This is a genomic window from Streptomyces sp. 17_S59, from assembly GCF_056930295.1.
Genome location: NZ_JBXOWD010000001.1, coordinates 6,125,844 through 6,147,405, shown reverse-complemented (window position 1 = coordinate 6,147,405; position 21,562 = coordinate 6,125,844). Strand labels below are relative to the sequence as shown.

Sequence of the window (21,562 nt, the reverse complement as noted above, 5' to 3'; positions counted from 1 at the left end):
GGCGCCCGGAAATGCCGCGGGGCGGTCAGCCCCGCTACCGCATGTGCTGCGGTGCCACCAGCCCCCGGTCGAGGTCCGCCACGGCGGGTGCGCCGGCGAGGGCCATGGCCTCGGCCAGCTCCGCGCGGTAACCGTCGAACAACTCCCGTACGCCGTCGGCCCCTCCGGCGGCCAGGGCCCACAGCACCGGGCGCCCCACCAGGACGCCCCGGGCGCCCAGGGCCAGGGCGGTCAGCACGTCCGTGCCCGTGCGGACGCCCCCGTCCACGAGCACCGGCACCGTGTCGCCCACGGCATCCACGACGGCGGGCAGCGCGTGGGCGGTGGGCAGCGCGCGGTCGAGCTGCCGCCCGCCGTGGTTGGAGACGACCACGCCCGCGGCACCGGCGGCCACGCAGGCACGGGCGTCGTCGGCGCGCAGCACCCCCTTGACGAGCACGGGGAGGCCGGAGACGCGGTGCAGCCAGGCGATGGCGTCGGGGCCGAGGGAGGGGTCCTGCTCCCGGTCGCCGGTGCGACCGTCCAGGCCCACGCTCCGGACGAGTTCGTCGTCGGCCGGCAGGGGCAGCGGCAGCCGCACCCGCGGCTTGACGGCCACGTAGGGGGCGTCCACGGTGAGCACGAGCGCCTGCGCCCCGGCGGCGACGGCACGCTCGACCTGCCGCACGGTGTGGTCGCGGTCCCGCAGCACGTACACCTGGTACCACCACGGCGCCGGGCCGGCCGCGGCGGCCACGTCCTCGATCCGGCGGGTGCCGCGCGACGAGACGACCATGAGGGAGCCCGCCTTGGCCACGCCCTGGGCCGTGGCCACCTCGCCCTCCGGGTGGGCCATCAGGTGAAAGGCGCTGGGGGCGGCGAGCACGGGCGAGGCGAGGGCGGCGCCCAGCAGTTCCACGGCGGTGTCGACGTGCGACACGTCGCGCAGTATCCGCGGCAGGAGGCGGTACGCCCGCCAGGCGCCGGCCGCCTCCTCCGCGCTCGTCTCCTCGCCCGAGCCGGCGGCGTAGAAGTCGTAGGCACCGGGCGGGAGCATCTGCCGGGCGGCGCGCTCACGCTCCGCCGCGCGTACACGATCTGTTCGCATAGGCCGAAACCACCATTTCTTTGGCAGTAAAACAATGTCTTCCCGGCAACTTGGCTTCATTCTATGATCAGTTGACTGATGTCATTGATCCATGCCCGTCCGGTACGGGCGACCGTACCGGGCGGAGGGCGGCACCCGGCTCAGAGCGGCTGTGCGGGCGGCGGTTCGTCCGGGTGCTCGTAGCGGAAGGGGTGGCCCTGCCTGTCGCCCTGGCACCAGAGGGTGCTGAGGGCCTGGTTGGCGGCGCGTCCCTCGTCCAGGTCGGCGGTCAGGGGCAGGTGGAGGGCGGTGAGCAGGTCGAAGCGATGGAGATCGAAGGCGGCGGCCACGGACTCCCCATAGACGATCGCGGCGTGCACAGCGGCCGAGTAGGCGATCCGGGAGGCGGCGAGGAGCGCGGCCACCAGGAGCAGCCACCAGCCGGAGCGCCAGAGCAGCCAGACGGACAAGAACCGCACCGTTGAGCTGCATCTGCAACAGCAGCAGGACCTGCGTTTCCCGCGGATGTCCTTCGGGCAGCGCCGCGACGGCCTCCTCGGCCGGCTGCGCCGCCTCCCCCGCGCGCCCTGCGAAGCCGCGCAGGCACGCGACGAACTCCCCCTGAGGTGCGGAAAGTTCGCCGTCCCACTCGAACTCTCTTCCGGTCACGGAGAGATGATGAGGCATCTGTACACCTCATGGGACGGGAAGGCGGCAACAGCCGATGGGCCAGGAGGGCACCGCCGCGGGCGGCGCCCATTGCCTCCTTACAGGGCGAGCATGGTCCGGCTGGCCATGGTGGTGTCCTGGAGCGGTCTGAGCACCAGGCGTACCAGGGCGAGCGGGTTGTCGTCGCCTGCGATGCGGTTCGCGCTGAGTTCACCGCAGGTCAGGCACTGGTGGACGATCATCCACTCACCGTCCGACCGCGTGAACATGCACAGCGCCTCCATCCGACCCCGGCAGTCGGAGTCGCGGTCGCCGGGTATGCGGCGGTCGACGTGCAGGCTGGCCAGGCAGTTCGGGCAGTGGTTGCGGTGTGCGGTGCCCGGCGCGTCCAGGGACACGTCGAGGCGGCAGCCGACGCACCGGAAGTCATGGGCGCGGTGGCCGCCGTTCCCGTGCAGGACGTCCTTGTGCCGCTGCGGACGCCGTGCCGCCCGGTCCCGGCCGCGTGGTTGTTTGCGTCGTGGCATGACGGTGTACCTCCTTCCACCGGTCACAGGCTGCCGAGTGCTTCGAGCGGGAACGGCGGCTGTGCGAGCGGGCGGACGGCCATGCGCATCAGGATGAGCTGGTTGTCGTCCGTGCACACGGGGTTGGAGGTCAGCTCGTCGCAGCGCACGCAGCGGTGGATGACCATCCAGTCACCGGTGCGCAGCACGGCGATGGCGATCGGGGACATCCGGCCGTGGCACCGGCTCGGACCGCCCTCGACGTGGTCGGTCACGTGCCGGGAGTGCAGGCACGACGGGCAGTGGTTGCGCCGCGCGCCGTCGGCGGCGACGGCGGACACGGTCAGACCGCACCACGCGCAGGCGAAGGTGTCGATCTTCAGGGTGTTGTTCGGGTTGCTCTGCTGAGCATGGTTGGTGCTGGTGTTGATGCTGGTGCTGGACACCCGGAGTACTCCTTGCTGAAAAGTCTGCGATGACAGCAAGATCCGGCCGAGCGGTCCTCGGCATGGAGGCCGCGCGCACGCAGCGCCCTACGAGATGGGCATGGTGCAGCGTCGGCGGTACAGGGCACCGGAACTCACGTCCGGTCGCCGCGCGGGTACGGCGGCGGCGTAAGAAATGGACGGACGGTTACGCGGTGCGGCGAGGCGCGCTCGGCGCGGTCCGGGGCATCAAACACTCTTCCTAGGGCACACGGGCCCGGTCAGCGATCCGCAATCTTCGGTCTTCCACCACCGTAACGAGATCACCGGAACGCATGCCAATGATTTTCCGACCAGGGCCGTTCGGCCTCTGTCCCGGGAAGGACGCGGCCGTGTTCACTCGTGTCCTGCGGCTGCCGCCTCTGCTCGGCGGCAGCCGTCCAGGACTCCGGGTGACGGCGGTGAGAAGGAGAACACGATGGCGGCCTGTGGAGCCCGGTGGTGATCGCGGGTGTGGGTCATGCGGACCTGACCCCGGACACGGTGAAGCTGCTCGAAGCCGAACTGTCCCTCCGGTTTGCGGGGCTTCCGGAAGAACCCCGGGCGGTGGTGCGCGTCGGCGCCGGGCTGCCCGTCGCGTTCGGACGGGCGGTGAAAGAGGCCGGCGGGCGGCTGGTCGTGGCGTTGCCCACACAGGCAGGCATGCCCGCTCCCCTGTCCGGGAACGAACGGGCCGCGGCCGGAGAGCTGCTGCTCCTTGCCGAGCATGTACGGCTGCTGGAGTGCGCACCGGCCGACCGCCACGCGCTGGTGACCGCGGACGAGAAACTCGTCGCCTCGTGCCGCCGGATCCTGGCGGTCTGGGACGGGTCACCGTCCAACGGTCAGGACGCCACCGCGCACTTGGTGGCCTTCGCCCGTGCCCGCGGCATCCCGGTGGAGATCGTCTGGCCCGACGGCGCCGCCCGGGCAAGCGAACCAGGGACCCACGGCCCCGTGGTGCAGGACCGTACGGCCCCGGCTCCCCGGCCGTCGCGGACGTAGATTTCCCGGAGACCGCTCCGGGAGGCAACGGGTTTCCGGTGACGCCCTCGGCGTCCCGCCCCGGCGGGGATGCGGGCATTCTTCGGCACCACTCGGCCAGGAGGCCATTCATGCGTTCAGTCATCGTCATCGGCGGAGGCATCAGCGGGCTGGCAGCCGCCTGGTACCTCGCGCCCGAGGCCGAGGTCACCGTCCTGGAGGCCTGGCCGCAGCCGGGCGGGACACTGCGTACCGGCAGCGTCGCCGGGACCGCGGTCGACGAAGGCGCGGAGGCGATGCTGACGCTGCGCCCGGAGGCGGTGGAGCTGGCCAAGGCCATCGGCCTCGGCGGCGATCTGGAAGCGCCCGCGCAGGCCCCCACCGCGGTGTGGACGCGTGGCGCACTGCGCACCCTGCCGCCGGGCCACATCATGGGCGTGCCCACCGACCCGGCCGCCCTGGAGGGCACCGGCCTCCTGTCACCCGAGGGCCTGGCCCGGCTCGCCCGGGAAGAGGAGATCCCCGCGCCTCCCGTCGAGGACGATGTCGCCGTGGGCCGCTACCTCGCGGCACGGCTCGGACAGGAAGTGGTGGACCGGCTGGTCGAGCCGCTGCTCGGCGGGGTCTACGCGGGGCGCGCGGACCGGCTCTCGCTGCGTGCCGCATTGCCGCGGCTGGCGGAGATCGCCGGGCAGGGCGGCTCGTTGCTCGCGGCTCTGCGGCCCGGCAAGGCCGCCGTCGCGGCCCCCACCGGGGCACCCGGGGCTGCGATGCAGAGCCTGCGCGGCGGCCTGGGACGCCTCCCGCGCGCTCTCGCCAACACCTGCGGCGCACGGGTCCTCACCGGCACCCGGGTCCGCGAGCTGCACCGCACTGCCACCGGCTGGCGCGTGCTCGTCTCCGGTTCCGCACCGCGGACGCTGGAGGCCGACTCCGTCGTGCTGGCCGTTCCCGCCTACGCCGCGGCGCCGCTGCTGCGTCCCCACTCTCCTGTCGCCGCCCGCGAGTTGAGCGCGATCGAATACGCGAGCATGGCTCTGGTGACACTGGCCTTCGACCGCTCGAGGATGCCGGCCGTGCCCGAAGGCAACGGCTTCCTCGTCCCACCGGTCGAGGGCAAGGCCGTGAAGGCGGTCACCTACATGTCCAACAAGTGGGGGTGGCTCGGCAACGCCGCCCCGGACACCTTCGTTCTGCGGGCCTCCGTCGGCCGGATCGGCGAGGAGTCCCTCCTCGGCCGGGAGGACGGCGAACTGGCCGCCGTCTGTCTCGCGGAACTGGGCGGGTTCGCGGCCCCGTTGGGCCGCCCGGTCGACTTCCGCGTCTCGCGCTGGGCCCGCGGCCTTCCGCAGTACGCCGTCGGCCACCCGGACCGCGTGCGCCGGATCCGTGGCGCCGTGGCCGGCCTTCCCGGACTGGAACTGTGCGGAGCGGCATACGAAGGCGTGGGCGTGACCGCTTGCATTGCCGGTGGACGCGATGCGGCCCGGCGGGTGCTCGGCACGCCGTAGGGGTGTCCCATGCGCTGCCCGGCCCGGGAGCACGGAATCCCCCGGTCGGCCGCACCCGACCCGTGCCGGTGAGAGCACCTCCTGGTGACGGGCACACCGCAGCAGCAGCCCGGCCGGGGCGAACCGTCCTCCCGGCGGTCAGGGCCCGGATTGCGGGGTTTCGCGCCCACCGTTCAGTATGGATGGGCGTGGACGACACGGCTGACCCGTGGACGGAAGGTGAGGCTGTGAAGCTGTCGTTCCTGGACCGGCTGTACGAGCAGCCGGGCCCCTGGGCCAGTGTCTACCTCGACACCTCGCGGGACATCGACGATCCGGACCGGGCCGTCGCCCTGCGGTGGCGGCATCTGAGCGACGACCTCGCCGAGGCCGGAGCGGACGAGGAGACCGTCGGCGCACTCGAAGAGGCAGTCGGCACCGACCGGGAGGTGGCAGGACGCCACGGGCAGGCGCTGTTCGCGGCGCGGGGCCGGCTGGTGCTGCTGGAGGAGCTGCCGGAGCCCCCGCCGCGCGATGCGGCCCGCTTCGGCCCGCTGCCGTACGCGCTTCCCCTGGCGGTGCAGCACGCGCCGGACATTCCGTATGCGGCGGTCGCGCTGGAGCGGCTCGGGCCGGAGGAGGCGGGCAGGCCGGAGGAACAAGTGCTCGTGGAGGTGGAGAGCGGGCGGTGGCCGATGAGCCGGGTCGTCCCCGGCCCCACGGAGGCCCACTGTTTCGCGGCCGCGGACTGGCAGCGGCAGGCGCCGCGCATCGCGGGCGAGCTGGAGAAACTGGCCGCCGACGGCGAGGCGGAGATCATCGTGGTGCGGTCCGGCGCGGACGACGGGTGGGTGCGGGGAGTCCTGGTCAACCAGTTGCCCGCGCGCGTGCGCAAGCACCTGGTGACCACCCGGAGCGGGGCCGTGCCGGAGGCGGTGCCGGTGTGGGACGGCACGGGCCGGGCCCTGCTGGAGCAGGAGCTGGGCGGCCTGCTCGCCGGGCGGCTGAGCGAGGCGGACCACCGGCTGCTGAACCGTTACCAGACCCAGCGCGCGCGGCAGCCCGAGGCGTCCGACGGCATGGACGCCGTCGTCACCGCGCTCCAGCGGGGCCAGGCCGCCGCCCTGATCGTCAACGACCCGCCGCGGCTCTCCGCCCGCACCTGGGTCGGCACGGAGCCGGCGCACATCGCCCTGTCGCCCGAAGAACTCCAGGCCTTCCGGGCGCCCGCCGTCCATGAGGAACCGGTGGAGGACGCACTGCTGTGGTCCACGGTCGGCACGGGCGCGGAGCTGCTGGTGGTCCCGCACGACATGCTGTCCCTCCGGGACGGGGCAGGGGTGCTGCTGCGCTACTAGCGCGCCGCCTGGCCTTCCCTGACGACCTGCCGAAGCGGGGCAGTCAGCGGGGGCAGCCAGCGGGTCACCCGGGGATAGAGGCGGGCCGTGGCCGCGACGAGCACCACCAGCACGCCCAGCAACACCCCGATGTCGATGCCCAGGCCGAAGGCGGAGCGGCCCTGGGCGAGCATCAGCGAGCGCAGGGCGTCGGTCTGGTAGCTGAGCGGGTTGACGTGGGCCAGGACACACAGCCAACCGGGCATGACCGTGATCGGGTAGATCGCGTTGGAGGCGAAGAACAGCGGCAGGGCGAGCATCTGACCGATCCCCATGATGCCATGGTGCCGGCCGACAGGCTCATCGTGATCGAGCAGGGGCAGCAGGTGCAGGAGGGCGGCCCCCTGGAGATCGCCCGCCGGCCCCGCACCGAGTACGTGGCCCGGCTGGTCGGGCTGAACCTGTACCGGGGGCAGGCAGCCGGACACGAGGTGCGGCTGGCCGCCGGCGGCCGGATCAGCGTCGCGGAGGCGCTGACCGGTGAGGTGTTCGTCGCCTTCCCCCCCCGGCACCCAGCCGGCTGCCGGAGCCGATCGGGACCGGCGAACTGCGCGGCCGCCGGCGGCCGTGGCTTCGCCCCCGGGACGGGGTGGGGGCCGGGTCCCGGGGGCGAAGGTGCGGGCAGCGGGTCAACCGGCCCGTACCCGCCTGCGGCGGCGGATCAGGACGGCTCCGCCGGCCAGGGCCAGCGCGGTGCCCGACCCGCCCACGAGCAGCGGCACCAAGGGCTGCGACGCCCCCTTTCCGGTGCCTGTCCGGTAGCCGCTGGAGTATCCCTTCGTGTCGTAGTCCGAGCCCGGCTGCTTGTCGGCGTAGCGGGCCTTGACCAGCTTCTGGTAGTCCGCGAGGGACGCCGAGGACTGACCGCCGAGGCCCTGCCGCGCCGCGTCGTTGAGCGGTTCGACGGTGGTCAGCTTGAGCTGGTAGTAGGCGTGGATCTGCGGCTCGGAGAACACCGTCGTCGTCGCGTCGGCCTTGCCCGCGAAGCCGGCGTCGGCGTCGCTCTCGCGGACGGCGGCCAGGTGCCAGCCGGTCGTGCCGGTCGGGGCGAGCAGGACGGTGGCGGTGCGCCCGCCGGTGACGCTCACCCCGGCCACCGCGTAACCGAGCTTGATCGCCGCGGTGGGGATGGGCTGTGCCGTCCCGGCGGCGAACTCCGGTGTGATCTCGTTCAGCGCCACGGGGTCCTTGATGGTGAACGAGGGCAGGCCCTCGCACGGGTCGGTCTTGGCGGGGATCGTCACCGGGCCCTTCTTCGAGCCGTCGGGAACCGGCGCGCTCAGGAAGCGGCAGATCGCCTCGCGGGTGGCGGTCGACTTCAGGGTGTCGAGGGCGGCCTGGAGGTTCGGCAGGTCGGCCGGGGCCTTGGCCGCGAGGGCCGTGCCGGCCGCCGGCAGCAGCGTGGATGCGCCGAGGGCCAGGGCGACGGCCAGGTGGGAGGGCCGGGAGTTCCGGCGCGTCATGGACATTCTCTGGTCTCGCATGGTGCCTGCCTTACGGGGAGATGCCGATGCGGGAGTGGGTCCACTTGAACGAGCTGTTGCTCACGTAGTCGTTGTAGTTCCACCACGTGTACGTGTTGGTGTCCGGCCACGGGTCGCCCACACCGATGGTGTTGTTCGACGTGTCGTAGCCGTAGATCACGTTCATGTGGCCGCCGCCGGAGTTCCAGCCGATGCGCGCCCCGAGGGGCCGGGCGGCGTCGACGTCCGTGCGCACCTCGCTGAAGGACGCCGCGCGGGACAGGCCCGTACCGGTGTGGCTCATGCCCAGGTCGCCCCAGGCGTAGGCCATGTCCTGGAGGGTGGCGGGCTGGTTGTCGCAGCTCAGGTACGGGTCGTGGTTGGCGGCCCGGTTGCAGAAGTCGGTCTGCGTGGAGCCGTAGCCCTGGTACTTGGCGATGGTCAGCCCGGAGGCGTCCCAACACCACTGAGTCTTCTCCTGCTTGTACATGGTGATGTCGTCGTAGGCGGCATCCGCCTGCGCCGTTCCGGCGGCCGCCGTGAGGGCCCCGGAAACAGCCAGCGTCAGGGCCGATGCGATCGTCGCGAACTGGAGTCTGCCCATGGTCCTGCCTTCCCTTGACGGGGCAACAACCGGGTGTCCGGATCATCCGGTCATCCGCGATGGACAGTGGTATGACACCGCAACATCTGTCTGGCATATACAGATCTTGCAGGAATTTACCCGGATGGCGGCATAGTCCTATGAACACCCCTTCGGAGAGCGCCAGTTGCACGACATCACCGATGTTTTCCCCGGTACTGCCGAGGCGTCGACCGAAGGATGGGTCGGTCTCGTAGCCAGGACTCCGCGTCCTTGCACACGATCGTGCCCACGTGTTCGCCGGCGAGGGCCCTGGCCAGCAGCTCCGGCTTGCGGCCATTGATCACCTGGAAGCGCTTGACCAGGCGGGCCTGGGCCAGCAGGGTCCCGAGAATGTGGGCGTTGCCCGGCGCATCCGCGATCGCCAGCTGCGCCAGCACGCCCGACGGCAGTCCCAGGTCGATACCGACGGAAAAGACGCCGAGGCTGCTGACCACCGACGCTGTCCAGGCGTCCGACGTCGTCATCACCATGGGCTGCGGCGACGCCTGCCCCGTCTTCCCCGGCAAGCAGTACCTCGACTGGAAGCTCGCCGACCCCGCCGGCCAGGGCGTGGATGCCGTCCGCCCGATCCGCGACGAGATCGAGCGCCGCGTCCGCGGCCTGCTCACCGAGCTCGGCATCGAGGCCGGCGCATGACGGGTGTTCCCAGCAGGATCCCTTCCCATGGCCGCAGGTCTGCTGGTCGGCTGAGGCAGGTGACATATCTGCCTCCGATATCGTGTCCCGATTGCGGTGTGCGGCGGAGGCTGCCGCGTGCCGGTGAAAGGGCATGGTGTGACCTCGTACAGGAACAAGCTCGTCGGTGGCCTGGTGCTCCTGATCGTGCTGATGGGGATGGGTTTTGCGGCGAAGACCTCGGCGGTGACCCGTGCGGACATTTCGGTGAACGAGGAGGTGGCGACCTGGCGGGACGGGGCGCTGACCGTGTTGGCCAAGGCGGCCACGCACGCGGCCTCGTCCACGGTGGGGGTGGCCCTCGCGTTGCTGATCCCGGCGGTGCTGTGGCTGCTGCGTCGTCGGCGGGATGCGGTGCGGACGCTGCTGGCGATGGGCGGTGCACTGGCCGTCGCCTTCGTGGTGAAGGTTTCGGTGTCCGAGCACCGGCCGCCGACCCGGTTGTGGGTGATCCCGCCGGACAACGCGCAGAGCTTCCCCAGCGGCCACACCACGGTCGCCGCGGCCCTCGCGCTGGCCCTGGTGTTGCTGGTGCGCGGCCGGGTGCGGGCCCTGGTGGCGCTGGCCGGCCTGGCTTTCACGACGGTGGTGGCCTTTGCCCGCGTCTACTTGGGCGTCCACTATGTGCCCGACGTGATCGGCGGCGCGCTCAGTGCCGTTGTCGCCGCCGTGCTGGCGTGCGCCCTGGTGGAGCTGCCGCCCGTGCGAGGCCGCTTGGACACTCTGGAGGCCGCGGCCGGCGGCCGGGGCCGTCATGCGGGTCACCGCAGCCGGTAGCGAGCCCTCGAGGAACGCCTCCACGCCCGCCCAGGGATAGCGGGCCACGGTGCGCTCCAATGAAGCAAGGCGCTCTTGGAGATCGTGGACGGTCTCGACCAGCTCAGGTGCTCAGTGTCTGTCGCGGCGGGCGGCCCGGTAGTCGCTGGGGCTCAGGCCGTGGGCCGCCTTGAAGACGCGACTGAAGTGAGCCGGGTCCATGAACCCCCACCGGGCTGCTGTCGACGCCACCGTGCGGTGGGCCGCGTACGGGCCGGCCAGGTCGCGTCGGCAGCCCTCCAGCCGACGCTGCCTGATCCAGGCGGTGATCGACGTCTGCTCCTCGGCGAAGAGCTTTTGCAGGTAGCGCAGTGACACGTGGTGCGCCTTCGCGATCTGCTCCGGCGACAGATCCGGGTCGGCCAGGTTCTGGTCGATGTAGGCGCGGACGCGCAGGAGCATGGTGCGACGGACCGCTTTCGGGCCGTCGCCCGGGCGTGGCCGCCTACGCTCGGCAAACATGGTGGCGAGCAGGTCACCGGTGGTCCGGGAGAGGCTTTCCGCGCTGTCCGCGTAGTCGCGGGAGTGCCCGGCCAGGCGGGTGAGAAACGGAGCGACCAGGGCCCCGACCCCTTCGGTCGCGGAAAAACGGGTTGCCGTCACCTCGCCGGTCCGGCTGCTGTCCAGGTGGGCCAGGCGGTGCGGAAGCATGAACTCCAGCATCGAGAAGTCCGCACGGCACACGAGCGTGTAGGGCCGACTGGTGTCGTAGCAGGCGATGTCCCCAGGACCCAGCACTGTTTCGCGGCCGTCCTGGCGGACCACCGCGCTGCCGCGCCGCACCAGGCCCACCAGCAGGTACTCGGCACCTGAGCGGGCGATCAGCCGGGGCGTCCGGTCGACGCGGCTCGGATCGGCCGACACCTCGGCGACCTGGACAGCACCGAGGCGGCCGGCCGCGATCTCTCCGCGGAACGGCTCGTCCTGAAGCGGTGTGACGTGGACGGGCACGAAGCCGTCGCACACGACCTCCTGCCAGAAGGCGCGCCGCTCCGCCGGTGCGTGGTCTTGCGTCCGCAAGAGGACGGTCATGGCTCACCCGTTCGTTTCTGTCCGCCGCATACGGCTGGGCAACGCAGCGGGCCGACGGCGGATTCCCGTGCGCGTACCGACAAACGGGCGTGCGCCTGAGGACAAGCCGGCCACGCCCGCACCGGGCACCGTGGAGGCGTTCAACGAGCCACCCCGACAGGAGCCGGCGAATGCCTTTCGCGTCAGTCAATGGTCAGCAGCTGTACTTCAAGGACACCGGAGGCGACAAGCCGGTGGTCGTCTTCAGCCACGGCAACCTCATGAACCACCGGATGTGGGCGCCCCAAGTCGAGGAATTGTGCGGCGAGTTCCGTTGTGTGGTGTGGGACGAGCGCCTGCACGGCCGGACCAAGGACGATGGCGCTTCCCACACCTACTGGGACTCCGCCGCCGACCTTCTGGGCCTGCTCGACCACCTCTGCATCGAGCGGGCAACACTGGTCGGCCACTCCCAGGGCGGATTCCTGTCGCTTCGCGCCGCTCTGCGCGCGCCTGAACGGGTCAAGGCCCTGGCCCTGATCGACACCACGGCAGTGGCCTGGCCACAGGAGACCCTGGCCCAGATGAGCGGTATCAGCGAAGGCTTCCGAGCCGGCGGCCCGGATGCGGTGGCCCCGCTTCTTCTCGACATGCTGCTCGGCAAACCCGAGATCCACCAGGACTGGCTGCGTGCGTGGCGCAAGGAGCCTCAGGACCGGCTGGCTGACGCGGTGGCCGTGCTGATGAGCGCCGACGACGTCTCCGACCGCCTCGGGGAGATCACTCAGCCGGCCCTGATCGTGCACGGCGAGGCCGACCAGCCGGTCCCGCTGCCGCTGGGGCAGATGCTCCGCGACCGCCTGCCCGGGGCCGTGGACCTGATCGTGGTGCCGGGCGCGGGACACACCCCGAACCTGACCCACCCCGACCAGGTCAACGGCACATTGACCGCCTTCCTTCACCACCACGCCTGAGCCGTACTGGAGGAACCGCACCATGACGCCACCACCCGCCTAGGACGATGGCGTGGACCGCGCTGCGGCATCGGCACCACCGCCGTGGCGCAGCGCCTCGAGGGACGAACCGCGTCGCCGCCGCACGAGTTCCCGCAGGGTACTGACGTTGCGGTAACCGACCCGGCCGGCGATCGCCTCGGCGCTGAGCGTGGTGGTGCGCAGCAGGAAGGTCGCCTCGTCCAGTCGGATGTCCTGGATGAACTCCACAGGTGATCTGCCGAGGACCGTCTGCGCGGTGCGCTGCAGGGTGCGCTGGCTCACGCCGAGCGCGCGGGCGGCCTCGGCCAGCGGGGGCGGATCGGCCAGGTGCGTCCGGGCCCACCGCTCGAAGGCGGCCAACAGCGGGTCCGCCTGGGCCAGCTGCGTCGGGAGCGCGAAAGCGGCCTGTGAGGGCCGGTCGCCGATCAGCAGGTACCGGGCGACGAGGTCGGCGAGGGCAGGGCTGTGCCGCCGCACCACCCACAGCGCCAGGTCGATATGGGCGAAGGCCGCACCCGCGGTGGTGACCGGGCCGTCCTGGATCAGCGTGCGCGAATCCTCCACCACAACACCGGGGTACCGCGCACGGAAAGCGGGGCCCAGCCACCAACTCGTCGTCGCGCGCCGCCGTTCGAGGGTCCCCGACTCGGCCAGGAAGAACGCTCCGCTGCACGCGGCGGCCAGCGGGGTTCCGGAGGCGGCGGAGGTGACGGCGAGGTCGAGCAGCCACGCGTTGGCGGGCTCGCGGACCGCTGCGACCACCCGATCGGGGGCCTGGAAGCCCACCGCCGGCATCAGCAACAGATCCGTCCCGTGCGCAAGTTCCCCGACCGGAACGGTCGCCAGGCTCAGCCCGTTCCCGGTACGGACCTGCGGCCCCGCACCGGCCACGGTCAGCGAGAACGGTGGCGCGCCACCGTCCCGCGCGCTCAGCGAGTTCGCCGCGCCGAGCACGTCCATGATCGCCGAAAGTCCCGAGTCGAAGATGCCGTCGGCTGCCGCCATCACTATTCGCATGGCGCAAACGGTACTGGAAACGTCGTTTCCGCCGCTCGTGGCAGATCGACCGTGAACCTAACGTCTTTCCCGGGCCGGGATTCCGCCACCCGGCATCGCGGCGTCACAACTCGCCATGGAGATATGGAGATCTCGTCATGACACTGAAGCTCGGAGTCCTCGCACTGCTGACCGCCAAGCCGGGCAAGGAGGCGGAGCTGGCCGCCTTCCTGGACGCCGGCCGCGCCATCGTCGAGGACGAACCCGGAACCCGGGTCTGGTACGCGTTCCAGGTCGACAGCACGACCTTCGGCATCTTCGATGCCTTCGCCGACGAGGACGCACGCCAGGCCCACCTCACCGGCCGCATTCCGGCGGCGCTTGCCGAGGCCGGCCCGGAGCTGCTGGCCGCCGCCCCCGACATCCGTCCGATCGACGTCCTCGCGGTCAAGCCCGCTTCCTGAGGGCGCCGCTGCTGACGTGCCCGGTCACTGCACGGGCACGTCAGCGGCCTCTGCCGGCCGGCAAGCCCGCTCTGAGCGGAGTGTTCGGCACGCAGAATGCCGCAGCGAAGTGGAACGACTCCTTCAAGAGCGAGTACGGCACGTCGCGTGCGTGACGCTGATCCGGCCCGAGATGCACGGCGCCGGGAGGCTCCACCCCGCTTCGACTGGAGCGCTGCCGAGGCCTGGTCAGTCGTCGGGCGTGCCGCGGAAGGCGGACTCGAACTCGTCGATGTCCTCCTGACCCAGCGAGATCAGCGCGAAGTCCGACGGGGTGTGACCTCCACCGCCCTCGGAGGCGTGCCGGACCAGGCCGTCGAGCGCGGCCTGCCAGCGGTCGGCGAGGTCGCCGAGCTCCACCCCGGTGAGCAGGCCGCGGGGCGACTCGAGGACGAAACACAGTTCGGGGCCCTCGGGCAGGTCCCACGCCGAGCCGTTGAAGAGACTCCCCAAGGTCCGAGGCTCCGAGGGCGCCCGCACCTGGCTGCGCATGTCGGCCAGCGGCACCGCTTTCACCTACGCCCCGGCCATCCCGGCCCGCTACCGCATCCCGCAGCACACCACCGGCTCCTCGGACCGCGATCGCATCGGTCCCGGCTACTACCGGCGGAAGTGCGAGGTCGGCACCGACGGCTTCCAGCAGGCGATGCCCATAGCCCTTTCGCCGAGGCACCGTCGGCCAGACCGACGTCCCGGGCCTCACCAGCGCGTTCCGACGCCGCCTCGCCCTCACCATGGAACGCGAAGGGCACCACGACCTCGCCGCCGAACTCCTCACCGCCCAGCCGCTGAGCGCATAGCGAGGCGGCGAGCCGTGGCCGCCCCGACCGCCTGGCGCCCGGGGCAGCTCGCTGTACAACCTCCCTGGCCCGCCGCCGAACCGGTCGGTGCGGAACTGTCCTTGTCCTCCGCACCACAGGCAGAGGGGAGAAGTACGCCACTCGTGGCGACAGAGACGATCAGTACGGTGTACTTACGGATCACGGTGACTCCCCCACGGTCATATGCTCCGGTCCACCCGAAGCCGTCACCGACCCGTACGGGCCGGGCCCCGGGACAGCCTCACCCGGTTTACCTGCCCGATACACCTCCGATACGAAGTAACAACGCTCGGCGGGAGCTACGAGCAGGTCTTCGCCCGGAATGTGCCGGGCGGCTCCACGGCGCGCAGGACAGCCACAGCGCCCTTCCTCCTTCGGCCATCGAAGCGGCCGTCCGCACAGCAGAGGAAAGCCTCCGGGATGCCCGGATCCGGGATTACGCCCTCATCTTCATCGAGCGTCGGGCCCGGGTCAGCCTCGATCAGCAGAAAGGGAGCGGGGCTTCGGGATGAGGCACGTTCCCATTTCTCCGCCGCAGGTTCCGGGCCCAGCCACGGAATTCCAAGGTTCCCGTCCGGGCCGACGATTTGCTGACCGAGCCGGCTCGCTACTCCGCTTCCGGGCAACAGTCCATGTCCCTGCACCGGTGGCTCCGGCAGCACCGCCGTGCAGCACTCTCCCGGCACCGCCGCGATCTCGTCCACCGCGGCATACTGCGCCACGCACCCTCTACGACGGGGATCGGTCAAAGCCCGGGCTCCGCAGGCCCTGGCACCGCAGATCGCGCTCCGTCCGCCGTACCGGGCTGCAGGTCTACCGCGGCCACCAGGCACGCACTTCCGGGCGGCCCCGGGGGCCGCCGGTTCGAGGAACACCCCGCGGGCGAAGTTCACCGGGCGGTCCGCCGTCGCGGTGAGGCGCGTGTCCGGCCAGCCGGAAGAGGCGACCGCCATCGGCCGGTGTAAGGCAGCCCGACCTCGTCAGGAGTGATCCGCGCACGATCCCACCCCTCGACGACCTGCGCGTCGAGGGGTTCGCGGTCCGCGCCATCTGTGAAGGCCCGCGCCAGGAAGCCGGTGACTCCCTGCGGGTGACCCACCGGCTCGCCCGGCGCAGTCGCGACCGACTTCGCCGAGGCATCAACGAATCCGCAGGTCCGAGCAGAGACCAAGGCGATGCGGGACCGCATCGCGATACCGCCCGAAGCGATCGCCCAAGCCATCGCGTTCGCCATCGAGCAGCCGACGACCGTTGACGTGAACGAGATCGCCGTCCGGCCCACCGCCCAGAACTGACCCCGGTTGCCAACGGATCCGCCGGAGAACGGCCATCGGATGCCTGACGAGACATCCGTGTACGGGTGCCGCTGACGCGTCTCGACGCGCCTGTGTGACCCCCGCGCGTCGGCCCGCGCTTCGCGCGCCCCAGGTGGGTCACACTGAATGTCGCCCCCTCCACGGCGGCAGCCAAGCAACCCGAGACGGAAGGGAGCGACCCACTTGCCAACTCTCCCTATATTTCGGAGAGTTAATTGAAATACTGCCAGGCATGTTTTTCACATCCGCCCGAAGAAGCCGGACTTCCACTCCCGCCTCAGGGGCCACAGGGAACTCGTTACGCCAACTGGGTACGCTCTTCGCCGCCGGGCTGCTCGCCCTCGGCCTGCTGGTCGCAGGCGGCGGCCCCGCGGCCGCCGCCCCGCCGGACAGCCATCGTATGGCCACCTGGAACATGCAGGTCGGCACCACCCGCTGGGACGGGGTACGCACCCTGGCCCGTACCTTCGACGTGGTGGCCCTCCAGGAAGTGCCCAACAGGCCGCCGGCCGGAGCCGTCCAGGACGGGCAGACGGGCAACATCACCTCGTATCTGTGGCCGATCGGCGGCGGTGCCTACCGCTACCTGTACATCCTGCGCCAGCAGTCGCGGAACCTGGGCATCGTCACCTCGTGGGTGCCCAACCGTGTGCAGGAGATCGGTGGCGCCTACCGCTCCGCGCTGGCCGTGACGAACACGGGCGACAACATCATGTTCGCCTCCGTCCACGCCGCCTCCAACGGCGGCAGGCCCAATGACGCCGCCTACCTGGTACGCCGCGTATCCGACACCGCCTTCCGGCAGAACGTCGGCAACTGGGCGGTGCTCGGCGACTACAACCGCGCCCCGGGCGACCTGCAGGGCGACCGCTACATGCCCGGCAACGGACTGATCTACAACGGCGGCCAGGCCACCCAGCAGAACGGCAACGAACTGGACTACATGGTCTCCAACGTCGACACCGAGAACTGGCAGGCGACGGTCAACCCCAACTACGGCAGCGACCACTGGCCCGTCGGCTTCAGCGCCCTGCGGGCCGGTGCCGGCCCACGGCAATTCACCATCCACGCCGACAACAGCGACCGCCTGCTCGACGTCTACCGCGGCAACACCGCCAACGGCACCCACGTGATCACCTACCACGCCAACGGCGCCGCCAACCAGCACTGGACGCTCCGCGCGGTCCACCGCAACGGTGACTCCGGACGGCCGCTGTACAAGCTGGTCGGCGTCCAGAGCGGCAAGTGCCTCGACGTCAACCGGGGGCAGGCCAGCGGCGACGGCGACTGGCTGAACATCTGGGACTGCCACAACTGGGACGGCGCCCCGCTGCCGGGCGGCTACGCGCGCGACACCCAGAACTTCACACTCGAACACCCCGAGCCGCGCTTCCCGAACCTCACCGTGCTGCGCGACAACGGCACCCACCGCTTCGCCAACATCCGCGGCAACGGCACCGGCGACGGCACCTGGGTCGTCCAGTGGCCCTACCAGACCAACCCCAACGGCACCCCGGCCATCAACGAGACCTTCCACCTCCACCCGCGGTTCTGACCTCACGGGCGGGGAGCGCGGCACTCACCGAACTACGTCAGCTTCGTACAGAACCCGACCCTGTCCCTCGATACGGCGCACGCTGCCGCAGCGGTCCCCGACGCCGATCGGCGCCTGGTGCTTCGTGGACCACTACGGCCCCGACGCTCTCGGGCGAAACGTGGTGCGCCGAGCGGCAACCGTCCGTACGCGTCCGGTCCTAGCGTGGGGTGCACACAGCCCATGCGCTGCCCAAGAGGAAGAGAGCAGAGCCCATGCCGTTCATCACCGTCGGCCAGGAGAACTCCGCCCCCATCGAGCTCTACTACGGGCTTGGGGAACATCGGTACAGCGGTTGGCGCTGAGATCGCTCATGGTCGGCGGGCGGTGATCCTTTAGCACAGGCGATCCGTTTCACGGGAGGCTTCGGCCAAAGATCCACGCTCTGTCGTGACCGGGTGGTTGGCTCCGCCGTATGCCGGTGGAATTTTCTGACGGATGACCAGGCCGAGGCGTACGGGAAGTCCGCCGAGGAGCCGACGCGTCCGGAGCTGGAGCGGTTCTTCTTCTTGGACGACGTGGACCGCGATCTGATTGCGCTGCGGCGCACGCGGTACCACCAGCTTGGCTTCGCCTTGCAGATGTGCACGGTGCGCTACATCGGCCGGTTCCTGCCGGACGATCCGCTGAATGTGCCGTGGCCGGTGGTGGAGTACCTGGCCGAGCAGCTTGGCATCGAGGACGCCTCGGTGGTGAAGCGGTACACCGAGCGTCCGAAGACCGCGTACGAGCACGCGTGGGAGATCCGGGATGCCTACGAGTATCACGAGTACGACGACCCGGAGTGGGGTCGGAAGTTCCGGACGTTCCTGCACGGGCGGGCGTGGACCGCGCACGCGGAGGGCCCGAAGGCTCTGTTCGACCACGCGGTGGGCTGGCTGCGCCGCCACCGGGTGCTGCTGCCCGGTGTGTCCGTGCTGGCCCGCGAGGTGTCCGAGGTCCGGAAGATCGCGGAGAAGCGGCTGCACACCACGGTCGCGCGGTCGGCCTGGCGGGCGGACCCGTCGCTGCCTGGGACCTGGTGGCGCTGCTTCAGACGCCGGAGGGCCGGCGGTACTCGTACCTGGAAACGTTCCACCGGCCGCCGACGAAGACCACGGGCACGGCGATGAAGCGGGCGCTGGAGCGGGTGGACGAGATCGCCGTGTACCGGCTGGGGCGGGTGAAGCTGGACAAGCTCCCGCCGAACCGGCTCGCCGCGCTGGCCCGGTACGGCTTGGGGTCGAAGGCGACGAGCCTGGAGCGGTCTGCGGAGCCGAAGCGGACCGCGATGCTGACCGCGGTGATGCGGCACCTGGAGGCCAAGGCCATCGACGACGCGCTGGAGCTGTTCACGGTGCTGATGGCGACCAGGCTGATCAGCACCGCGAAGCGGCTCACGCACAAGGAACGCCTCTCCACCCTGCCGCAACTGGAGAAGGCGTCCCGCATCACGGCCCGCATTTCGAAGGTGTTCATGGAGGAGCTGGAGCACATCGAGGAGAGCGGCAAGGCGGTGGACGCGGCCGCGATGTGGAAGGCCCTGGAGGAGGTCGCGCCGCGGGCCCAGCTGTGGAGCGCGGCCGCCACCGTGGCGAGCCTGGTGCCGGAGGACGACGACGCGGCGGAGATCGCGGTACGCGAGGCGCTGGCCAATCGCTACAACACCGTCAAGCCGTTCCTGTCGCTGCTCGGCGACACCAAGATGCTCGGCGCGGCACCGGCCGGGGAGCGAATCCTGGCCGCGGTCAGGGGCCTGCCTGCTCTCAGCCGGCGCCAGGTGACGAAGAAGCCGCTGCTGAAGCGGGAGATCGACGACAAGGTGGTGCCGGCTTTCTGGCGCAAGGCGGTGTACGCGAACAAGGACCTGCCGCAGGGCGCGGTGGACCGCGACGCCTACGTGGTGTGCGTGCTGGAGCAGCTGTACCGGGCGCTGATGGGCCGCAACATCTTCGCGTCGCCCTCGCACCGCTTCTCCAACCCGCGCGCCCGCCTGCTGGACGGCAAGCCGTGGCTGGCGGTGCGCGAGGACGTGCTGGCCGGTCTGAGCCTGGAGATGCCGGTCGAGCGGCATCTGGCGGAGCTGGTGCGGGTGCTGGACGCGGCGTGGAAGCAGATGGCCGAACGCCTTGAAGAGGCGGGCGCGGACGCGAAGGTCAGCATCGAGAAGCTGCCGAACGGGCGGGCGAAGCTGAACGTGGACGCGCTCGGCGCGCTCGGCGTGCCAAAAACGTTGGCGTGGCTGCGCAAGCGGGTCGAGAAGATGCTCCCGAAGATCGACTTGCCGGACCTGTTGTTCGAGGTGCACTCCTGGACCGGGTTCCTGGACGCCTTCGTGCACCTGGGCGACGGCAAGACCCGTATGAAGGACCTCACCACCTCGGTCGTCGCGCTCCTGGTGAGCGAGGCGTGCAACATCGGCATGACCCCGGTGGTCAACCCGGGCCACGAGGCTCTGACCCGCTCGCGGCTGGTCCACGTCGACCAGTACTACCTGCGCGCGGACACCATCGCCGCGGCGAATGCCGCCCTGATCGAGGCCCAGGCGAAGGTGCCGATCGTGACCCACTGGGGCAACGGGCTGCTCGCCTCCGCCGACGGCCTGCGGTTCGTCGTCCCCGTGAGGTCCATCAGTACCGCCCCGAATCCGAAGTACTTCGGCTTCAAGCGCGGCATCACCTGGCTGAATGCGGTAAACGATCAGGTTTTCGGGATCGGGCAGATGGTGGTCCCGGGCACCCCGCGCGACTCCCTGCACATCCTGGACGCGTTGCTGAACCTGGACGGCGGGGTGAAGCCGGAGATGGTGGCCACCGACAACGCCTCGTACTCGGACATGGTGTTCGGCCTGTTCAAGATCCTGGGCTACAACTTCTCCCAGCGGTTCAAGGACCTGGACGACCAGCGGTTCTGGCGGGCGGAGATGGACGGGATCGCCACGGGCGGCTATGGGCCGCTGGATGCTCTCGCCCGTAACAACAAGGTGAACCTGAAGAAGGTGACCGCGCACTGGGAGGACATGCTGCGCGTCGCGGGCTCCCTGGTCACCAACCAGGTGCGGGCCTATGACCTGCTGCGGATGTTCGGCAGCGAGAGCAAGCCGGCCCCGCTGGGGCAGGCGTTCGCCGAGTACGGGCGCATCGCCAAGACCCTGTACCTGCTCGCCGTCGTCGACCCGGTCGATGACACCTACCGCCGCCAGATGGGCAAGCAGCTGTCCGTCCAGGAGTCCCGCCACACCCTGGCCCGGGACATCTGCCACGGCAAGAAGGGCACCATCCATCAGGCATATCGCGACGGGATGGAAGACCAGCTCGGCTCGCTCGGCCTGGTCCTGAACGCCGTGGTGCTCTGGACCACGAAGTACATCGACGCCGCGGTCGCCCAGCTGCGTGCCGAGGGCCACGAGATCAGCGATGAGGATGTCGCCCGCCTCTCCCCGCTGAAGTTCAAGAACCTCAACGTCCTGGGCCGCTACAGCTTCACCCCCTCCACCCCGAGCCAGGGCCTGCGCCCGCTGCGCGACCCGGATGCCGCCGAGCTCGACGAGGACGACGACGGCGCGGAGGACTGAAGGGCGGGTGCGGGCAGGGCCGGAAGAGCGAAGCGAGAGGGAGGGGCGCTGTGGCGCGTTCGTTAGGTGTGTCGCTGGCCGAGGCGTATCCGCAGGTCGCGGCGATGTGGTTGCAGGAGCGCAACGGCGGGCTCACGCCCAAGATGCAGGTCGCGGTGCGGTGGCGGTGTCCGGCCGGGCACGAGTGGCAGGAGAACATCTCCACCCGTACCGCGATGCCGAAGTGGAAGAACGGCGATGTCGCGGCCTGCCGCCAATGCGTCGGCTACAAGGTCGCCTACACCTACCCCGACTGCGGGCACACCGCGATGGTGACGCCCGAGGCGGCGGCGAAGAAGCGGGGGCGGTGCTGGAAATGCGCCCAGGCGTGGTGGCGGGAGAACGAACCCCGGCTCAAGGCGGAGCTGTCGGCGGCGGCAAAGGCCGCCGCGGGCCGCGCGGGCGAGTTACTGGACGCCGTCGCTCTGCCGGAGGGCACTCCGGCCCCGCCGGCGCTGGAATGGCGCTGGTGGGCGGCCAAGCACCTCCAGGGCGCGATCGCCGCCGAGTAGAACCTGGGCAAGGACGGCCAGCGCGACCAGGTCCTCGCCCAGGTCA

The 21,562-nt window shown here is 70.8% G+C and carries 20 protein-coding genes and 4 pseudogenes; 13 read left to right on the top strand and 11 right to left on the bottom strand.

Going from position 1 to position 21,562, the window contains the following annotated elements; all coding sequences use genetic code 11:
- Nucleotides 1-34: 34 nt before the first annotated feature.
- From AC1Z4A_RS27890 to AC1Z4A_RS27875, 4 genes are all read right to left on the bottom strand, one after another.
- A complete protein-coding gene (locus tag AC1Z4A_RS27890) occupies nt 35-1,087 on the bottom strand; it encodes an alpha-hydroxy acid oxidase (RefSeq protein WP_483682621.1) in 1,053 nt (350 codons plus the stop codon).
- Between the two features lie 140 nt (nt 1,088-1,227).
- Nucleotides 1,228-1,536 (bottom strand): hypothetical protein, encoded by a 309-nt coding sequence (locus AC1Z4A_RS27885; protein WP_483682620.1) that lies wholly within the window; start codon nt 1,534-1,536, stop codon nt 1,228-1,230.
- Between the two features lie 297 nt (nt 1,537-1,833).
- Nucleotides 1,834-2,262, bottom strand: coding sequence for an RNHCP domain-containing protein (locus AC1Z4A_RS27880; protein ID WP_483682619.1), 429 nt, complete (start codon nt 2,260-2,262; stop codon nt 1,834-1,836).
- A 23-nt stretch (nt 2,263-2,285) separates the two neighbouring features.
- A complete protein-coding gene (locus AC1Z4A_RS27875; RefSeq protein ID WP_483683754.1) occupies nt 2,286-2,672 on the bottom strand; it encodes an RNHCP domain-containing protein in 387 nt (128 codons plus the stop codon).
- Between the two features lie 495 nt (nt 2,673-3,167).
- On the opposite strand from AC1Z4A_RS27875, the gene AC1Z4A_RS27870 reads away from it, so the two are divergent.
- From AC1Z4A_RS27870 to AC1Z4A_RS27860, 3 genes are all read left to right on the top strand, one after another.
- The gene (locus tag AC1Z4A_RS27870) at nt 3,168-3,710 is read left to right on the top strand and encodes a hypothetical protein (protein ID WP_483682618.1); all 543 of its coding nucleotides are present in this window, start codon (nt 3,168-3,170) and stop codon (nt 3,708-3,710) included.
- Nucleotides 3,711-3,820: 110 nt separating this feature from the next.
- Complete coding sequence (gene hemG / locus AC1Z4A_RS27865; protein ID WP_483682617.1) at nt 3,821-5,200, top strand: protoporphyrinogen oxidase; 1,380 nt, start codon at nt 3,821-3,823, stop codon at nt 5,198-5,200.
- Between the two features lie 227 nt (nt 5,201-5,427).
- A complete protein-coding gene (locus AC1Z4A_RS27860; protein ID WP_483682616.1) occupies nt 5,428-6,537 on the top strand; it encodes a baeRF2 domain-containing protein in 1,110 nt (369 codons plus the stop codon).
- On the opposite strand, the gene AC1Z4A_RS27855 is transcribed toward AC1Z4A_RS27860, so the two are convergent.
- Nucleotides 6,534-6,836, bottom strand: a complete 303-nt coding sequence (locus AC1Z4A_RS27855; RefSeq protein WP_483683753.1) for an ABC transporter permease — start codon at nt 6,834-6,836, stop codon at nt 6,534-6,536. The two genes, AC1Z4A_RS27860 and AC1Z4A_RS27855, sit on opposite strands and share 4 nt — an antisense overlap.
- A gap of 6 nt (nt 6,837-6,842) precedes the next feature.
- On the opposite strand from AC1Z4A_RS27855, the pseudogene AC1Z4A_RS27850 reads away from it, so the two are divergent.
- Nucleotides 6,843-7,112: pseudogene (locus AC1Z4A_RS27850) on the top strand (ABC transporter ATP-binding protein); the annotation flags it as partial.
- A gap of 93 nt (nt 7,113-7,205) precedes the next feature.
- On the opposite strand, the gene AC1Z4A_RS27845 reads toward AC1Z4A_RS27850, so the two are convergent.
- The 3 genes from AC1Z4A_RS27845 to AC1Z4A_RS27835 form a co-directional block, all read right to left on the bottom strand.
- The gene (locus AC1Z4A_RS27845) at nt 7,206-8,060 is read right to left on the bottom strand and encodes a hypothetical protein (RefSeq protein ID WP_483682615.1); all 855 of its coding nucleotides are present in this window, start codon (nt 8,058-8,060) and stop codon (nt 7,206-7,208) included.
- Between the two features lie 10 nt (nt 8,061-8,070).
- A complete protein-coding gene (locus AC1Z4A_RS27840; protein WP_483682614.1) occupies nt 8,071-8,643 on the bottom strand; it encodes a papain-like cysteine protease family protein in 573 nt (190 codons plus the stop codon).
- 176 nt (nt 8,644-8,819) lie between these two features.
- On the bottom strand, nt 8,820-9,149 hold the full coding sequence (locus tag AC1Z4A_RS27835) for a hypothetical protein (protein ID WP_483683802.1): 330 nt from the start codon (nt 9,147-9,149) through the stop codon (nt 8,820-8,822).
- On the opposite strand from AC1Z4A_RS27835, the pseudogene AC1Z4A_RS27830 reads away from it, so the two are divergent.
- A pseudogene (locus AC1Z4A_RS27830) lies at nt 9,097-9,321 on the top strand (arsenate reductase/protein-tyrosine-phosphatase family protein); the annotation flags it as partial. The gene AC1Z4A_RS27835 and the pseudogene AC1Z4A_RS27830 sit on opposite strands and share 53 nt — an antisense overlap.
- A gap of 138 nt (nt 9,322-9,459) precedes the next feature.
- Entirely contained in the window at nt 9,460-10,137 is a 678-nt protein-coding gene (locus tag AC1Z4A_RS27825) for a phosphatase PAP2 family protein (protein WP_483682613.1), read from the top strand.
- Nucleotides 10,138-10,248: 111 nt separating this feature from the next.
- On the opposite strand, the gene AC1Z4A_RS27820 is transcribed toward AC1Z4A_RS27825, so the two are convergent.
- Entirely contained in the window at nt 10,249-11,208 is a 960-nt protein-coding gene (locus AC1Z4A_RS27820) for an AraC-like ligand-binding domain-containing protein (protein ID WP_483682612.1), read from the bottom strand.
- A gap of 170 nt (nt 11,209-11,378) precedes the next feature.
- On the opposite strand from AC1Z4A_RS27820, the gene AC1Z4A_RS27815 reads away from it, so the two are divergent.
- Nucleotides 11,379-12,161, top strand: coding sequence for an alpha/beta fold hydrolase (locus tag AC1Z4A_RS27815; protein ID WP_483682611.1), 783 nt, complete (start codon nt 11,379-11,381; stop codon nt 12,159-12,161).
- 39 nt (nt 12,162-12,200) lie between these two features.
- Here AC1Z4A_RS27815 and AC1Z4A_RS27810 read toward each other — a convergent pair whose 3' ends face one another.
- On the bottom strand, nt 12,201-13,199 hold the full coding sequence (locus AC1Z4A_RS27810) for a GlxA family transcriptional regulator (RefSeq protein ID WP_483682610.1): 999 nt from the start codon (nt 13,197-13,199) through the stop codon (nt 12,201-12,203).
- A gap of 137 nt (nt 13,200-13,336) precedes the next feature.
- Between AC1Z4A_RS27810 and AC1Z4A_RS27805 the strand changes: the two genes are divergently transcribed.
- A complete protein-coding gene (locus AC1Z4A_RS27805) occupies nt 13,337-13,642 on the top strand; it encodes a putative quinol monooxygenase (protein ID WP_483682609.1) in 306 nt (101 codons plus the stop codon).
- A 228-nt stretch (nt 13,643-13,870) separates the two neighbouring features.
- Here the strand turns inward: AC1Z4A_RS27805 and AC1Z4A_RS27800 are convergent, their stop codons facing one another.
- Complete coding sequence (locus AC1Z4A_RS27800; RefSeq protein WP_483683801.1) at nt 13,871-14,188, bottom strand: hypothetical protein; 318 nt, start codon at nt 14,186-14,188, stop codon at nt 13,871-13,873.
- Between AC1Z4A_RS27800 and AC1Z4A_RS27795 the strand changes: the two genes are divergently transcribed.
- From AC1Z4A_RS27795 to AC1Z4A_RS27775, 5 genes and pseudogenes are all read left to right on the top strand, one after another.
- The gene (locus AC1Z4A_RS27795; RefSeq protein ID WP_483682608.1) at nt 14,172-15,014 is read left to right on the top strand and encodes a three-helix bundle dimerization domain-containing protein; all 843 of its coding nucleotides are present in this window, start codon (nt 14,172-14,174) and stop codon (nt 15,012-15,014) included. The two genes, AC1Z4A_RS27800 and AC1Z4A_RS27795, sit on opposite strands and share 17 nt — an antisense overlap.
- Before the next feature lie 518 nt (nt 15,015-15,532).
- Nucleotides 15,533-15,797 (top strand): annotated as a pseudogene (locus tag AC1Z4A_RS27790) (oxidoreductase); the annotation flags it as partial.
- Between the two features lie 421 nt (nt 15,798-16,218).
- The gene (locus AC1Z4A_RS27785; RefSeq protein ID WP_483682607.1) at nt 16,219-17,373 is read left to right on the top strand and encodes an RICIN domain-containing protein; all 1,155 of its coding nucleotides are present in this window, start codon (nt 16,219-16,221) and stop codon (nt 17,371-17,373) included.
- Nucleotides 17,374-17,827: 454 nt separating this feature from the next.
- Nucleotides 17,828-20,965, top strand: a pseudogene (locus AC1Z4A_RS27780) (Tn3 family transposase).
- Between the two features lie 50 nt (nt 20,966-21,015).
- Nucleotides 21,016-21,516, top strand: a complete 501-nt coding sequence (locus AC1Z4A_RS27775) for a zinc-ribbon domain-containing protein (RefSeq protein ID WP_483682606.1) — start codon at nt 21,016-21,018, stop codon at nt 21,514-21,516.
- Nucleotides 21,517-21,562: the final 46 nt, after the last annotated feature.

What these genes read in the sequence shown, in the direction of transcription:
- AC1Z4A_RS27890 (WP_483682621.1), bottom strand. Translation starts at nt 1,087, where the DNA reads ATGCGAACAGATCGTGTACGCGCGGCGGAGCGTGAGCGCGCCGCCCGG.
- AC1Z4A_RS27880 (WP_483682619.1), bottom strand. Translation starts at nt 2,262, where the DNA reads ATGCCACGACGCAAACAACCACGCGGCCGGGACCGGGCGGCACGGCGT.
- hemG (WP_483682617.1), top strand. Translation starts at nt 3,821, where the DNA reads ATGCGTTCAGTCATCGTCATCGGCGGAGGCATCAGCGGGCTGGCAGCC.
- AC1Z4A_RS27855 (WP_483683753.1), bottom strand. Translation starts at nt 6,836, where the DNA reads ATGCTCGCCCTGCCGCTGTTCTTCGCCTCCAACGCGATCTACCCGATC.
- AC1Z4A_RS27845 (WP_483682615.1), bottom strand. Translation starts at nt 8,060, where the DNA reads ATGCGAGACCAGAGAATGTCCATGACGCGCCGGAACTCCCGGCCCTCC.
- AC1Z4A_RS27840 (WP_483682614.1), bottom strand. Translation starts at nt 8,643, where the DNA reads ATGGGCAGACTCCAGTTCGCGACGATCGCATCGGCCCTGACGCTGGCT.
- AC1Z4A_RS27835 (WP_483683802.1), bottom strand. Translation starts at nt 9,149, where the DNA reads ATGACGACGTCGGACGCCTGGACAGCGTCGGTGGTCAGCAGCCTCGGC.
- AC1Z4A_RS27820 (WP_483682612.1), bottom strand. Translation starts at nt 11,208, where the DNA reads ATGACCGTCCTCTTGCGGACGCAAGACCACGCACCGGCGGAGCGGCGC.
- AC1Z4A_RS27815 (WP_483682611.1), top strand. Translation starts at nt 11,379, where the DNA reads ATGCCTTTCGCGTCAGTCAATGGTCAGCAGCTGTACTTCAAGGACACC.
- AC1Z4A_RS27810 (WP_483682610.1), bottom strand. Translation starts at nt 13,199, where the DNA reads ATGCGAATAGTGATGGCGGCAGCCGACGGCATCTTCGACTCGGGACTT.
- AC1Z4A_RS27805 (WP_483682609.1), top strand. Translation starts at nt 13,337, where the DNA reads ATGACACTGAAGCTCGGAGTCCTCGCACTGCTGACCGCCAAGCCGGGC.
- AC1Z4A_RS27795 (WP_483682608.1), top strand. Translation starts at nt 14,172, where the DNA reads ATGTCGGCCAGCGGCACCGCTTTCACCTACGCCCCGGCCATCCCGGCC.
- AC1Z4A_RS27785 (WP_483682607.1), top strand. Translation starts at nt 16,219, where the DNA reads ATGGCCACCTGGAACATGCAGGTCGGCACCACCCGCTGGGACGGGGTA.